The 14,887-nt window shown below is 66.1% G+C and carries 12 protein-coding genes; 4 read left to right on the top strand and 8 right to left on the bottom strand.

Annotated elements, in window-relative coordinates:
* Positions 1-31: 31 nt before the first annotated feature.
* A complete protein-coding gene (locus WV31_RS06005) occupies positions 32-3,175 on the bottom strand; it encodes a DUF3971 domain-containing protein (RefSeq protein WP_085372708.1) in 3,144 nt (1,047 codons plus the stop codon).
* Between the two features lie 82 nt (positions 3,176-3,257).
* Here WV31_RS06005 and WV31_RS06000 point away from each other — a divergent pair, with 82 nt between their 5' ends.
* The 4 genes from WV31_RS06000 (at position 3,258) to WV31_RS05985 (ending at position 8,451) form a co-directional block, all read left to right on the top strand.
* Positions 3,258-6,227, top strand: coding sequence for a bifunctional [glutamine synthetase] adenylyltransferase/[glutamine synthetase]-adenylyl-L-tyrosine phosphorylase (locus tag WV31_RS06000; RefSeq protein WP_085375494.1), 2,970 nt, complete (start codon positions 3,258-3,260; stop codon positions 6,225-6,227).
* Positions 6,224-6,673, top strand: a complete 450-nt coding sequence (locus WV31_RS05995; RefSeq protein WP_085372707.1) for a peroxiredoxin — start codon at positions 6,224-6,226, stop codon at positions 6,671-6,673. Before WV31_RS06000 ends, WV31_RS05995 begins: the two co-directional genes overlap by 4 nt.
* A 120-nt stretch (positions 6,674-6,793) precedes the next feature.
* A complete protein-coding gene (locus WV31_RS05990) occupies positions 6,794-7,594 on the top strand; it encodes a ferritin-like domain-containing protein (protein ID WP_085372706.1) in 801 nt (266 codons plus the stop codon).
* A gap of 128 nt (positions 7,595-7,722) precedes the next feature.
* Positions 7,723-8,451, top strand: coding sequence for a TylF/MycF/NovP-related O-methyltransferase (locus tag WV31_RS05985; RefSeq protein WP_085372705.1), 729 nt, complete (start codon positions 7,723-7,725; stop codon positions 8,449-8,451).
* A gap of 97 nt (positions 8,452-8,548) precedes the next feature.
* On the opposite strand, the gene WV31_RS05980 is transcribed toward WV31_RS05985, so the two are convergent.
* The 7 genes from WV31_RS05980 to WV31_RS05950 all read right to left on the bottom strand — a co-directional run bounded on the left by WV31_RS05980 (position 8,549) and on the right by WV31_RS05950 (position 14,865).
* A complete protein-coding gene (locus WV31_RS05980; RefSeq protein ID WP_085372704.1) occupies positions 8,549-9,190 on the bottom strand; it encodes a NapC/NirT family cytochrome c in 642 nt (213 codons plus the stop codon).
* 20 nt (positions 9,191-9,210) lie between these two features.
* The gene (locus tag WV31_RS05975) at positions 9,211-9,666 is read right to left on the bottom strand and encodes a nitrate reductase cytochrome c-type subunit (RefSeq protein ID WP_085372703.1); all 456 of its coding nucleotides are present in this window, start codon (positions 9,664-9,666) and stop codon (positions 9,211-9,213) included.
* Positions 9,667-9,705: 39 nt separating this feature from the next.
* On the bottom strand, positions 9,706-10,638 hold the full coding sequence (gene napH, locus WV31_RS05970; protein ID WP_085372702.1) for a quinol dehydrogenase ferredoxin subunit NapH: 933 nt from the start codon (positions 10,636-10,638) through the stop codon (positions 9,706-9,708).
* Positions 10,635-11,453, bottom strand: coding sequence for a ferredoxin-type protein NapG (gene napG, locus WV31_RS05965; RefSeq protein ID WP_085372701.1), 819 nt, complete (start codon positions 11,451-11,453; stop codon positions 10,635-10,637). The genes napH and napG overlap by 4 nt, the downstream gene beginning before the upstream one ends.
* Positions 11,454-11,574: 121 nt before the next feature.
* Positions 11,575-14,058 carry a nitrate reductase catalytic subunit NapA gene (napA, locus tag WV31_RS05960; RefSeq protein ID WP_085372700.1) on the bottom strand — a complete coding sequence of 828 codons (2,484 nt, stop codon included), beginning with the start codon at positions 14,056-14,058 and terminating at the stop codon, positions 11,575-11,577.
* Positions 14,055-14,369 carry a chaperone NapD gene (locus WV31_RS05955; RefSeq protein ID WP_085372699.1) on the bottom strand — a complete coding sequence of 105 codons (315 nt, stop codon included), beginning with the start codon at positions 14,367-14,369 and terminating at the stop codon, positions 14,055-14,057. Before WV31_RS05955 ends, napA begins: the two co-directional genes overlap by 4 nt.
* 10 nt (positions 14,370-14,379) lie before the next feature.
* Entirely contained in the window at positions 14,380-14,865 is a 486-nt protein-coding gene (locus WV31_RS05950; protein WP_237051513.1) for a ferredoxin-type protein NapF, read from the bottom strand.
* Positions 14,866-14,887 lie beyond the last annotated feature (22 nt).

Raw genomic sequence — 14,887 nt, 5'->3', positions numbered from 1 at the left:
TCCCTCCTCCCGATGGTCGTCGGGATGAGGATCATTTCTGCTTCCTGGCGTTGGTCTCGGAGCCGTCGTCGAAGATATTGAACAGGTTGCGCAGGAAACCGGGGGTCAGCGCCGACAGCGGGTTGACCAGCACCGAGGGGTCGTCGGTGGGGCCCTTCATGGAGTAGTTGAAGGCGATGATGCCGCTGCCCTTTTCGCCGCCGGTGATCAGCCAGCCCAGCACCGGAATCTTGCCCAGAACCGAGTTCAGGGCATAGGCCGGCACCACGGTGCCCTCCATGGCCATGCGGGAATTGTCCATGTCGATCTGGCCCTTGGCGGTAATGCCCAGTGCCGTTCCCCAGGCGCGCACGTCGCGCACCTCCACCAGCCCGTCGGTCATGGTGAAGGGTGCTTCGAGGGACGAGAAGCTGACGCCTTCGCCCTGCAGCACGTCCACAATGCCGGTCAGCGCCGCCACGGTCAGCAGGCGGGCCAGCACCGGCGCATTGCGCACGTGATAGTCCGAGACCTTGATGGTGCCGGTATAGGGCTGGTCCTTGCGGGAATCGTCGATATGGCCGTCGATGGACAACTCGCCGCCCATCAGGTCGCCATAGATGTCGAACACCCGCATCACCGCCCCGGCATCGTCGGAGGTGACGGCGAAGGTCCGGCGCTTAGGGCCGGCGGGCTGGACGCTGGCGGAGAAGCTCTTCCCCCCTCCCAGGCCGCCCTTGACCTGGACGTGCTGCCACTCCTGGGCGTCGCGGGAAAGCGAAGCGGTGGCGTTGGCCAGCGCCCCCTTCTCCGACATCCACATGGACCTGGCCGAGGCGGTCACGCTCATGGGCGGCGGCTTGTCGGCATCGTCCTTCTTCCTGCCGGCCTTGGCGTCCTCGTCGCGGGCCAGAACCGGCTCGGCGTCGAAGCTGGCGCCCTTGAAGACGATGTCCAGCCCCGCCTTGTCGGGACGGATGGAAATGGAGCCCTCGCCATCGGTGCGCAGATACTTCGCACGGCTGAAATCCACCCTGCGCGCCGCGCCGTCCGGCCCGAAGGCCACCGATCCCGCCACGTCGAGATCGCCCGCCTTGACCGCGAAACGCGGCACCGAGGCGATCAGCTTGCGGTCGAGCCTGACCAGGACCTCGGCGCTGCCCGGCTTGTCTGCGGGCTTCTTCCACCCCAGCCCGGGCAGTTCCATGCGGGCGGCGGCCAGATCCACCTTGGCGTCGATTTCGGCCTTGCCGCCGTCCATGAAGGTGGCGACCACCTCGGCGCCCACCGGCCCGCTGGTGAAGGGGGCGACGAAGGGCACGCCGTCCAGGCCCAGCAGCTTGCGCTGGTCCTCGCCGACCTCGGGGGCCTTGAGGAAATAGCGCGACCGGAACGCCTGGCCCTTGGAGAAATTCTCGCGCCAGGCCAGATGGCCGGGAATACCGGCCAGCACCACCGGACCGGTGGCGTCCAGGCCCTTGGCGTCCACGTCCAGCTCCAAGGTGCCGTCCGAGAGGTCGAGCCCCATCATCACCTTGGGGATCACCACCTTCTTGACGGTGGCGATGGCCTTGATGCCCACGTCGTCCAGGCGCAGCGTCTTCAAAAGCGGAAATTTGAGCCGCACCTTGGCGACGGCGTCGCCGCTCACCTTGGCGGGCTCTATCCCTAAGGCCTGGGCGTAGCGCAGCGGCGGATTGTCGATCAGCTTCAGCGCGTCGGTGGCGGGGCCGGCGATCACCAGCTCGATGTCGGCGAACTGATCTTCCTTGTCCAGGCCGGTGAAGACGATGGAGCCTTCCTTCAGCCTGAGCCCGTAGACCTCGCCCCCGTTGAGCGCGATGCGGAACGACGAGGCGTCGAAGGTGCAGACCCCCACCGTGTTGCGCGCCACCGGCATGGGGTGGAGGTAGTCGACGGTCACGCCTTCGGGGCGGATCTCGCCACCCAGATGGTCGATCACCACATCGTCGAAATTGCCCGAAGGCGAGCGGGCGGACAACTGAATGGTCGCCTCGCGCACCATGCCCTTGGACAGGTTGGGAATCACCCAGTCCCGCGCGTTCTGGGCCAGCCCGTTGGGCCACAGGTCGCGGACCTGGTCCACCGGCACGTCGCGCAAGGCCCCTTCGGCCTTGATGGAGGTCTCGGCCCCCAGTCCGTCCACCATCGCCGCCAGGGCGAAGGTGGGGCCACCCAGGTCGATGCGGACTTCGGAGAGGTCAAGCCGCGTCATGCCCCGGCTGAGTTCGCCCCGGACCGCCGCCGACGCCACCGAGTGGACCGCGTTGAACGGCGCCGGCAGGTTCAGGCGCCCCGCCCCGCCCGACAGGTCGAAGGCCAGGGTCTCCAGTACGCCGTCGCCACTGATCCGCGCATGCACGCTGCCGGCCAGCGGCATGTCGATCACGCCCAGATGCACGGCCGGACCGCCGAAACGGGCCAGCACCGCCGGACGGATGCCTTGCAGGCGAAGATCCAGGTTGGCGGCGCCATCGGCCTTGGCATGGCCGGCTTCCACCGTCACCTCGCCGGTCTCGCCGGCCAGGTCGAGGGGAATGCGGCCCTTGGCCTGGATTCCGTCGGGAACGCGGCGGATGGACAGATCGGCCCCCGGGGCATGCCACGACGTGCCCAGCGCCCGGTCCTCGACCATCAGGTCGGCGCCCCGGATGCTGAAGGATTGCAGCGAGCGTCCCGGCTTGGCGGGGTCCGGCTCGCCCAGCAGCGCATCCTTGATCCGGGCGATGACCAGTCCGGCATCACCGCCGCCGCTGTCGGGCAGGTCGAACTGGAAGCGGCCGGAAGCATCGCGGACCAAGACGAGGCGAGGCCGGTTCAGGCGGATGGAATTGGGGGCGATGACGCCCCGGAGCAACGCCCGCCCGCTCAGGGACAGCGCCATGTCGGGCACCGCCACCACGGGAACGTCGTTGCCGGCCACATAGGCGCGCGCGTTGCTGACGTGGATTTCCAGCATGCGATCGTCGTCGCCCCGCTGCAGCAGGGTGGCGTCGAGCCGGACGGCCAGCGAACCATCCCTCGCCGACAGCGCTTCCTCGATATAAGGTGTCAGGAATTCTAGCGATATGGGGCCATGGGACAGCCGCCAAGCCGCCAGCGGCACAACGAGCAGCAGCCCCACCAGCACGGCCCCCAGCAGCTGGAACAGACTCCTAACGGTGCCGTGAACCACTCTGCGTCTTCTCCATGCCCGCTTGACCCTTGATCCCGTATTCCGCAGTGTGAAGCAACCACAACATTTGGGGCCGCACAAGGTGAGTTTTCCACTCGATCCACGTTTCTTCCCCGGTGTTGCCGATCCCGCCCGCGTCGAGGTCGGACTGGCCCGCTGGTGCGAAGCCGCCGATGCCCAGGACGATTCCGAACTGGCCGCCTTCATGCGCGCCCTTCCCGACCGGGAGGGGATCGGCGACCTGCTGCGGGGCGTCTTCGCCAACTCGCCCTTCCTCACCCTGTGCCTGGAGAAGGAACCGGCCTTCCTGCGCCATGCGCTGGAGGTGGGACCCGACGCCGCGTTCGATGGCCTGATCGCCGATCTCGCCGCCGATCTGCGTGGCGAAAGCGACTTCGCCCGCCTGATGCGGGAATTGCGCGTCGCCAAGCGGCGCTGCTCGCTGCTGGCCGCCCTGGCCGATCTGGGCGGCGCCTGGCCTTTGGAAAAGGTCACCGGCGCCCTGGCGACCATGGCGGAGGTGGCCTGCCGCCTGGGCCTCTCCTTCCTGCTGCGGCGCGAGGCCGACCGCGGCAATCTTCAGCTCCCCCATCCCGAGGACCCGGAAAAGGGATCCGGCATCATCGTGCTGGGCATGGGCAAGCTGGGCGCGCGCGAGCTGAACTATTCCAGCGACATCGACCTGATCGTCTTTTACGACCATGAGAAGCTGGTCTATACCGGCAAGCGTTCCATTCAGGAATGCGTCATCGCCATGACCAAGGAGCTGGTGCGCATCCTCGACGAGCGCGACCACGAAGGCTACGTCTTCCGCACCGATCTGCGCCTGCGCCCCGATCCCGGCTCGACGCCGCCCGCCGTCGCCCTGGTGGCCGCCGAGGCCTATTACGAGGGCTTCGGCCAGAACTGGGAACGGGCCGCCATGATCAAGGCCCGCCTGGTGGCCGGCGATGCCGAGACCGGGGCGGCCTTCATCCGCTTCCTGCGCCCCTTCATCTGGCGCAAGTCCCTTGATTTCGCCGCCATCCAGGACATCCATTCCATCAAGCGCCAGATCAACGCCCACAAGGGCGGGCGCTCCATCGCGGTGGCCGGCCACAACGTCAAGCTGGGGCGCGGCGGCATCCGCGAGATCGAGTTCTTCGCCCAGACCCAGCAGCTGATCTGGGGCGGCCGCCAGCCGGAAATGCGGGTCTCGGGAACGCTGGAAGCCCTGCACGCCCTGGCCGCCGCCGGCCATGTCACCCCCGAGGTGGTGGCCGACATGGAGGCCGCCTACCGCTATCTGCGCACGCTGGAACACCGCCTGCAGATGGTGGACGACAAACAGACCCAGACCCTGCCCACCAACCCCCAGGTGCTGGCCGAAATCGCCGCCTTCATGGGGGCGAAGGACGTCGACGCCTTCGCCGCCGATCTCACCGCCCACCTGCAGAAGGTGGAGCACCACTACGCCGGCCTGTTCGAGGACGCGCCCCCCTTGGGTGCCGGCGGCAATCTGGTGTTCACCGGCGGCGAGAACGACCCCGAGACGGTGCACACCATCACCGGCATGGGCTTCACCAATGCCGACGCGGTGTGCTCCACCATCCGCGGCTGGCACCACGGACGGGTGCGCGCCACCCGCTCGACCCGGGCACGCGAGCTGCTGACCGAGCTCACCCCCGCCCTGCTGTCGGCCATGGGCACCACCACCTCGCCCGACGACGCCTTCATGCGCTTCGACGAGTTCCTGACCCGCCTGCCGGCCGGGGTGCCGCTGTTCTCGCTGTTCTACGCCAACCCCTCCCTGCTGGAGCTGGTGGCCGAGATCATGGGCGACGCGCCCTTGCTGGCCGAGCATCTGGCCCGCCACACCACCACCCTGGATTCGGTGCTGCAGGCCAATTTCTTCGAGCCCCTGCCGCCTCAGGACGTGCTGGAGGCCGAACTGGCCAAGGCGCTGTCCGAGGCCGACGACTTCCAGCTGGTCCTCGACGTGACCAGGCGCTGGGCCAACGACCGCAAGTTCCAGGTGGGCGTGCTGACGCTGAGAAACGTCATCGAGGCGGGCGAGGCGGCCAGCGCGCTGTCCGACGTGGCCGGGGCCATCCTCCGCCAGCTGGGGCCCAAGGTGGAGGAGGAATTCGCCCGCGCCCACGGCCATGTTCCGGGCGGCGCCTGGGTGATCCTGGCCATGGGCAAGGCGGGCGGGCGCGAGATGTCGGCCACCTCGGACCTGGACCTGATCCTGGTCTACGACTGCCCGGAGGATGCCGAGGAATCCGACGGCTCGCGCCCCCTGGCCCCGGCTGTGTGGTTCTCGCGCCTGACCCAGCGCATGGTCAACGCGCTCACCGCCAAGACCGGCGAAGGCACCCTTTACGAAGTGGACATGCGCCTGCGGCCATCGGGCAATTCCGGCCCCATCGCGTCGAGCCTGGAGGCCTTCCGCCGCTATCAGGAGGAAGCCGCCTGGACCTGGGAGCACATGGCGTTGACCCGCGCCCGGGTGGTGGCGGGCGACCAATCCCTGGCCTCACGCGTCGAGGCCATCATCAAGGAGACCCTCACCAAGCCCCGCGACGGGGCCAAGCTGCTGGCCGACGTGGCCGACATGCGCGAACGCATGGCCAAGGAACACAAGGCCGGCTCCATCTGGGAGGTCAAGCATCTGCGCGGCGGATTGGTGGACATCGAGTTCACCGCCCAGTACCTGCAACTGGCCCACGGCCCCGCCCATCCCGGGATGCTGGACAGCAACACCGCCCGCGCACTGGACAAGGCCGCCCAGGCCGGGGTGCTGGACCGCGCCGACTGCACCACGCTCACCGAGGCCCTGCGGCTGTGGTCGGCGGTGCAGACCGTGCTGCGCCAGACCATCGCCGGCGGCTTCGACGAGAGCACCGCGCCCCGGGGGCTCAAGGACGTGCTGGTGCGCGCCGCCGGCATGACCGACTTCAAGAGCCTGACCGACCGCATGGAAGACTGCGCCGCCGACGCCCACGAGGTGTTCAGCCGCCTGATCGAGCAACCGGCCGCCGCATTGAAGCAGAAGGAGAATGCCCAATGACCTCCCCCGCCCCCGACTTCGCCATGGAAACCGATGACGGCAAGGCCGCCCTGGCCGATTACCGGGGCAAGATCCTGGTGTTGTACTTCTATCCCAAGGACGACACTTCGGGCTGCACCACCGAAGCCAAGGCCTTCCGCGACCTCTACGCCGAGTTCCGGGCGGCCGGGGTGGAAATCCTGGGCGTCTCCAAGGATTCGGTGGCCAGCCACGCCAGGTTCCGCGCCAAGCACGAGATGCCCTTCCGCCTGGGCTCGGACCCCGACGGCGCGGCGTGCGAGGCCTATGGCGTGTGGAAGAAGAAGAGCATGTACGGCCGCGAATACATGGGTATCGAGCGCTCCACCTTCCTGATCGACCAGAACGGCGTGCTGCGCGCCGAATGGCGCAAGGTCAAGGTCACCGGCCATGCCGAGGCGGTGCTGAAGGCGGCCCGCGCACTTTAACACCGGGCCGCCGCCCGGCCCTGCTTGGGGCGATGCCCCAAACCCCCTTTTGATTCAAGAGGAGGTTTGGAGGCCTAGCCTCCAGCCGGGGTTCGGGGCGGGAGCCCCGAGGATATCTTGATGATCACCCTATCCGAAGCCGCCTGTGCCGTCCTGTCCGCCGCCGAGCCGGTGGAGAAATGCCGCCTCACCCGCCTTTACGCCGCCGACTGGCGGGAGGGACGGATCACCCGGGTGGGCGACACCCTGCCTCCCGCCCGCCCCGCCCGCCCCGCCCGCCCGCAGCTCCTGGCGCCCAAGGAGATGCCGCGCCGCTCCTATGGGGGCGATCGGGGGCGGATCGGCCTGCTCCACGCCCTGGCCCATATCGAGCTGAACGCCATCGATCTCGGCTGGGACATCGTGGCCCGCTTCGCCCATGAAGGCCTGCCCGACGATTTCGCCTCGGATTGGGTGCAGGTGGCGCTGGACGAGGTCGAGCATTTCGAGATGCTGGAACGCCTGCTGGCCAGCCTGGGGGCGGCCTATGGCGATTTGCCGGCCCATGACGGGCTATGGCAGGCGGCCGAGAAGACCGCCGACGACATCCTGGCCCGGCTGGTGGTGGTGCCCATGACGCTGGAAGCGCGCGGCTGCGACACCACACCGGCCACCATGGAGAAGCTGTCCCGCAACGGCGACACCCTGACGCCTCCGGCCCTGGACGTCATCTATCACGACGAAATCCGCCACGTGGCCGCCGGGGTTCGCTGGTTCACCTTCGTGGCGAACAGACGCGGCCTCGACCCCCGCGCCGAATACCACCGGCTGCTGCCGCTGCGCTATCCCGGCGGATTGAAGGAACCCTTCAACCACGCCGCCCGCGCCGAGGCCGGCTTTCCCCGCGACTGGTACGAACCCATGGCCAGGATGGGCTCATAGCGGACTTCCGGCCACGGGAGGATCGAGCTAGCATACAGGCAATCGGGGGGATCGGGCGACCTTGCAGGGATCAAGGAGCCGCTCAAATAGGACTTAACTGAGGTAAAATTTCGGTTTGAGGTGCCGCAATGTTTACGATGGAATTTGGTGAAAATAAGTTTGAATATCCGGATATCGATAATGAATTTTTCATCAGCGTAATGAAGTGGGTACAGCCCTATACGATCACATCGTACCAGGGCGCCACGGCACAGTGGGCGCTATTCCAGGCCATCGAGTACATTGTTAAGCATAAGATCGAAGGCGATATCGTCGAGTGCGGTGTTTGGCAAGGTGGATCAATGCTGATGGCCGCCCTCGCCCTACGCAATTTCGGCGATGAAAGCCGCCAATTGTGGTTGTACGACACTTTCGCCGGCATGCCGATGCCTAGCGAAATCGACAAACGCTGGGATGGCATACCCACGATCCCGATGTATTTGTACCACCGGTCCGAGGGCCGTTCATGGGGTATGGGCGGCACGGTCGATCATGTTCGTTCGGTTGTTGGCATGTCCCACTACCCGTCCGACAAGTTGGTCTTCGTCGAGGGGATGGTCGAGGAAACCATTCCAGGTACCGCCCCGGATAAGATTTCCCTGCTGCGGCTGGATACGGATCTGTACCAGTCGACCTATCACGAACTGGTTCACCTCTATCCACGTCTTGTGCCAGGAGGAGTGCTGATAATCGACGATTACGGCATGTACCAGGGAGCGAAGGCCGCCGTGGACCAGTATTTCTCCGAAAACAGTCTGCCGGTCTTCCTGAACCGGGTGGACGAATCCGTCCGGTTGGTCATCAAGCCGGGACTGTGAACCAAACCCCGGAGACACATCAGCGCTCCAAGACGAAAAAAAGGGCCTCCCGGGGAGTCTCGGGAGGCCCATGATATTGGGGATCAAGCGGTGGTCCCTACGGCTTGACCGCCCCGCCCACGCTTTCGTTCAGCTCGCGCTCGGCCTTGAAGGCGCCGGCGGGAAGCTGGTGGGCGATACCCTTGTGGCAGTCGATGCAGGTCTTGCCCTGCTGTTCCGCCTCGGAGTGACGGTTGCGCGCCCGCGCCTGCTGCCGGGTCAGGTCGAAAGCCCCGAAATTGTGGCAGTTGCGGCATTCGCGGGAATCGGTGGCCTTCATGCGCGCCCACTCGTGCTTGGCCAGCTCGATACGCTTGGCCTCGAACTTCTCGCGGGTGTCGATGGAGCCCAGGATCTTATGCCAGACTTCGTTGGAGGCCTGGATCTTGCGCTGGATCTTGTAGATCCAGGGACGCGGCACGTGGCAGTCGGGGCAGGTCGCCCGGACGCCGGAACGGTTGGAATCGTGGATGGTGCCGCGATACTCGCGGTAGACGTTCTGCTCCATCTCGTGGCAGCTGAGGCAGAAGGCTTCGGTGTTGGTCAGTTCCAGGACGGTGTTGAAACCGCCCCAGAAGACGACGCCGCCGACAAAGCCCACCACCAGCAGCATCCCCAACGACCAGCGGCCGCTTGGACGGCACAACGCCCCCCACCACTCCGCCAATACGCCTTGCTTGGCCGGATTCTCGTTGCTCATGGCCCGATCCTTCCCCATGCCTAGCGGATGTTGGTATTGGTGGTGGCGGCCTGGAACTTGTTGTCGATCAGCGCCTTGGCATCCACCTGCGGCACGTGGCACTGCTTGCAGAAATACCGGTTGCCGTTGACCACGTCCTGACGCACGCCGCTGCGGTCGATGTAGTGCAGGTCGGAAATCTTCGGAGCCTTTTCCTGGTCGCTGTACGGCCATTCGTGGCAGCGCAGGCACTGATTGACCTTGAGGTCGATCTCGTACTTGTCGGTGGTGTGCGGCACCAGCGGCGGCTGCTGGCGGTAGGCGCGCTCGTGCTTCGAGCCCTCCATCACCTTGTAGATGGCGGGCGGTGCGTCGGGCGCATCGGCGGCATTCGGGCGAAGGGACTTCACCTCGCCGGCCACCACGCCCAGTGCGGTCACCCCCATGCCCAGCGCCAGGGCCAGCGCGAGGGCGATTGCCTTGATCTTAGTCTTCACTGCGGTCACTCCCCTTCCAGAACTCTCGAAAGAAAATCATCAGGCGGCCTTCACATCGGCCTTCGACGGCGGAGCGTCGGAGGGGACGTTGTGAAAGCGGGTATCAAATCGAAATACGGTCTTTGAACACACGTCGATGCAACGGCCGCAATTGGTGCAGTCGTGCGACATGATGACGGGGCCGACGCCCTTGGCCGCGCCGCGCAGCGCGGGCGCGATGACGTGGCGTTCGGGGCAGACGGCGAAACAATCCATGCAATCGTCGCAGGCGGAGCGGTTGACCGCACTCACCCGCAGCACCGCCGCCCGGCCCAGCAGGCCGTAGAAGGCCCCCACCGGGCACAGATGGGTGCACCAGCCGCGTTGGGCGATGCCCAGATCGAACAGGAATACCGCGAGCGTGATCAGGGCGGCCGACCCGAAGGTCAGGATCGAACCGGTCACCAGCCCGCGATGCAGCATGGTCACCGGGTTGACCAGTTCCCAGGCGATGGTGCCGGTGGCGGCCGAGGCGGCCAGCACGCCGCCCAGCACCCACAGGCGGGTGTTGCGGCTGAGCGGCAAACCCTTCTCGATGCCCAGACGGAACCGCAGCCAGTGCGCCAGATCGGTGACGGCGTTGACCGGGCAGACCCACGAGCAGTAGACGCGCCCGCCCACCACCAGATAGGCGGCCAGCACGATGGCCGCGCCGATCAGGGCGGCCCCGGTCATCACATGCCCGGCCAGCAGGGCCTGAAGCACCATCAGCGGGTCGGTGAGCGGCAGAATCCCCAGAGTCAGGCTGGAGGCGAGATTGCCCTTGGCGATCCACACGCCCCACAGCGGGCCGGTCAGGAAGACGGCGACCACCAGGGCCTGGGACAGGCGCCGGGCCAGCAGCCACTTGTTGGCGGCCAGCCAGCCCTTGGCGGCCACCGCCGAGGCGCCGGGATCGTGAAGGCCGGGATGAGCGGTCCTGGTCGCGCTCATGGCCTGAACTCCTTGAAGCCGCCGTCGGGGCGCTTCTCAAGCTTGTAGGTGCCGCCCGGCGTCATCTCGACGCCCTCCATGCCGCGCACCTGCACCTCGGGGCTGGGCTCGACCAGCGAGGCGCCGGCCTTCTTCTTCTCTTCCCAGCCCAGGCGGTAATGCCGGCCCAGCTGGCCGGTGGCCAAGGCGTGGGGCAGAACCTTGATGGCGGCCTCGTCCAGCACGCAGGCCCGCTCGCACTTGCCGCAGCCGGTGCACTTGGCCGAATGGACGGTGGGGATGAAGAAGGCGTGCTTGGCGGTTCGCGCGTTGTGGCTGAGCTCCAGCGTGATGGCCTCGCCGATGCGCGGGCAGACGCGATAGCAGACGTCGCAGCGCAGGCCCAGGAAGTTCAGACAGGTCTCCTGGCCGACCAGGACGGCCACGCCCATCTTGGCATTCTTGATGTCGGTCAGCCCCTTGTCCAGCGCGCCCGTCGGGCAGGCGGCGACGCAGGGGATGTGCTCGCACATCTCGCAAGGAACCTTGCGGGCATTGAAGAAGGGCGTGCCCAGCGTCGGGCCGTCGCCCAGGTCGGACAGCTTCAGCGTATCGTAGGGGCAATCCTTGACGCACAGCCCGCAGCGGACGCAGGCCGACAGGAAGTCCTGCTCGGCCACCGCGCCGGGCGGCCGGAGCGCCACCGCCTCGGCCTTGCGCCGAGCGGGAATGGCAAGCAAAGCACCAAGCAGCCCAACCGTGCAGGCGCCCTTGACCGTTCCGGCCAGCACGGCTCGCCGGTTGTGGTCCACAGCACTGTCGTGTCGGCTTGCCATGTCCCGTTATCCATCTTGTCATTCCGAGCGGAGCGAGGAATCTCGTTCTGATCCGCCGTGTCAGGATCGGCACCGCCGTTCAGGCGGAGATCCCTCGACTTCGCTCGGGATGACAGTTCTCCTAGGCCTTGGTCACCTTGACCGCGCACTTCTTGTAGTCCGTCTCCTTGGAGATCGGGCAAGTGGCGTCAAGAGTGAGCTTGTTGACCAGCTGGCTTTCGTCGAAGAACGGCATGTAGACCAGACCCTCCGGCGGCTTGTTACGGCCACGGGTGTCGATGCGGGTGGTCACCTCGCCGCGCCGGCTGGCGATCTTCACCACGTCGCCATTGCGCAGGTTGCGCTTGGCGGCGTCGTTGGGATGCATGTACAGCACGGCGTTGGGCACCGACTTGTGCAGTTCCGGCACGCGACGGGTCATGGACCCCGAATGCCAGTGTTCCAGCACGCGGCCGGTGGACAGCCACAGATCGTACTCCTTGTCCGGCGACTCGGCGGCCGGAGCGTAGGGCAGCGCGAAGATCCAGGCCTTGCCGTCGGGCTTGCCATAGAACTTCACACCCTCGCCCGCCTTCACGTAGGGGTCATAGCCCTCGCGGAAGCGCCACAGGGTCTCCTTGCCGTCCACCACCGGCCAGCGCAGGCCACGGGCCTTGTGGTAGGTCTCGAACGGCGCCAGATCGTGGGCATGGCCGCGACCGAAGGCGGCGTATTCCTCGAACAGGCCCTTCTGGACGTAGAAGCCGAACGCCTTGGACTCGTCGTTGTCGTGACCGGCCTGCAGTTCGGCCAGGGGGAACTTGTCCACCGCGCCGTTCTTGAACAGGATGTCGAACAGAGTCTTGCCGCGCACTTCCGGCTTCTTGGCGATGAGTTCCTCCGGCCACACTTCCTCGACCTTGAAGCGCTTGGAGAATTCCATCACCTGCCACAGATCCGACTTGGCCTCGCCCGGAGCCTTGACCTGCTGACGCCAGAACTGGGTCCGGCGCTCGGCGTTGCCGTAGGCGCCTTCCTTTTCCATCCACATGGCGGTGGGCAGGATCAGGTCGGCGGCAAGCGCGGTCACGGTGGGATAGGGATCGGACACCACCACGAAGTTGGCGGGGTTGCGGTAGCCCGGATACCCCTCCTCGTTCATGTTGGGGGCGGTCTGCATGTTGTTGGTGCACTGGACCCAATAGGCGTTCAGCTTGCCATCCTTCAGCATGCGGTGCTGCAGAACGGCGTGATAGCCCATCTTGGGGTTCAGCGTGCCGGGGGGCAGCTGCCACAGCTTCTCGGTGATCTCACGATGCTTGTCGTTCATCACCACCATGTCGGCGGGCAGACGGTGGGCGAAGGTGCCGACCTCGCGGGCCGTGCCGCAGGCCGAGGGCTGGCCGGTCAGCGAGAACGGGGAATTGCCCGGCTCGGAGATCTTGCCCATCAGCAGATGCACGTTGTAGATCATGTTGTTGACCCACGTGCCGCGCGTGTGCTGGTTGAAGCCCATGGTCCAGAACGACACGATCTTCATCTTCGGATCGGCGTACATCTTGGCCAGGGCTTCCAGCTTGTCGGCGGGAACGCCCGACAGCTTGGACACCTTCTCCAGGGTGTATTCGGACACGAAGGCCTTGAACTCGTCGAAGGTGATGTTGTCCGACTTGTCCGGAGTGGCCGCGTTGGCCTGATCCTTCTCGAGCGGATTGGTCGGACGCAGGCCATAGCCGATGTCCGTGGCACCCTTCTTGAAGTTGACGTGCTTCTCGATGAACTCCTTGTTATAGGCGTTCTTCGAGATGATGTAGTGGCAGATGTAGTTCAGGATCGCCAGATCGGTCTGGGGCGTGAACACCATCGGCAGGTCGGCCAGCTCGAACGAGCGGTGCTCGAAGGTGGACAGCACGGCGACCTTGCAGCCCTCGTGGGTCAGACGGCGATCGGTGACACGCGACCAGAGGATGGGGTGCATCTCCGCCATGTTGGAGCCCCACAGCACGAAGGCGTCGGTCTGCTCGATGTCGTCGTAGCAGCCCATGGGCTCGTCGATGCCGAAGGTGCGCATGAAGCCGGCGACGGCCGAGGCCATGCAGTGCCGCGCATTGGGGTCCAGGTTGTTGGAGCGGAAACCGGCCTTGTACAGCTTGGCGGCGGCATAACCTTCCCAGATGGTCCACTGGCCGGAGCCGAACATGCCGACGCGGGTGGCGCCGTCAGGCTTCTTCAGCTGCTCCTTCCACTTCTCCGCCATGATGTCGAAGGCCTGGTCCCACGAGATCGGCGTGAATTCGCCGTTCTTGTCGAACTTGCCGTTCTTCATGCGCAGCAGCGGCTTGGTCAGCCGGTCCTCGCCATACATGATCTTGGACAGGAAGTAGCCCTTGATACAGTTCAGGCCACGGTTGACGGGAGAATCGGGATCGCCCTGGGTGGCAACCACCCGGCCGTCCTGAACGCCCACCAGAACGGCGCATCCCGTACCGCAGAAGCGGCAGACACCCTTGTCCCAGCGGATATTGGCTTTTGCCGGCTGGGCGATGGCCGGCGTGGCGATCCCCGCAGCGGCAGCAGTGGCCGCGACGGCGTTCGCCTTAATGAAGTCGCGCCTGGTGAGGCTCATGAAACGGTCTCCCCTTCCAGATCAAGATCAGAATCAAAGTGGTGATAAACCAGGGACACATTCAGAATTCCCTGGATGTCGGTCAGACTGGTAATCGTGGCGCCCGCCCAGTTGCCTTCGGCATCCTCGACGGTAACCACCATCCTGCCATCGTCGGTCATGGTGTGGACCTCGACGCCGGGCAACCGGCTGAGGGCATCATGAACCTCGTGCCGGCGCTCCGGCTTGACGTGAATCAACACGCCGCAGATGTTCTCCACCTGCTCCCTGGGCTTGGATTGCTCGGTGGCAACGAAGGTCGCGAGTCTCATCGTCTTCCTCTCAGGCTCGAACCAAAGGTGCCATGGAGAGCGCCCCGACCGGACAGGCCGAGACGCAAACTCCACAACCATTACAGGACTCGTCGGCGATTTCGGGCAGCACGCGGCCGCCCGGCAAAGGCCTGAACTTGATGGCGCGGGACTCGCAGGGGTCGCCGCACAGGCGGCAGGTCACGCCTTGAATGGAAATGCAGGCGGCGCCCAGGCGCGCCAGAACGGGCAGAGAGCCGGCGCCGTCGAACGCCTTGCGGTCGATGGCCGCCGGGCGTCCGTCACGCGCCACGCACGCGGTGTCGCAATCGCCGCAGAAGGTGCAGCCGCCCCGGGCGAAATCCACCACGGGCCGCCCATCGGCACCCTTGACGAGAATGTGTTCGGGACAGGAGGCGAGGCAGGCGCCGCAACCATCACAGGCGGCGGCGAAGGTCTCGATGCTCCAGGGCGGACGCGGACCCGAAGGCGCCCGGCTCTCGGTCCGCCTCGTCAACAACGTCCGCCGGGACATTAGC

It is taken from the genome of Magnetospirillum sp. ME-1, assembly GCF_002105535.1.
Lineage (GTDB): Bacteria > Pseudomonadota > Alphaproteobacteria > Rhodospirillales > Magnetospirillaceae > Phaeospirillum.
Note: the sequence above shows the minus strand (reverse complement) of the source record. Positions and strands in the feature narration are given on the sequence as shown.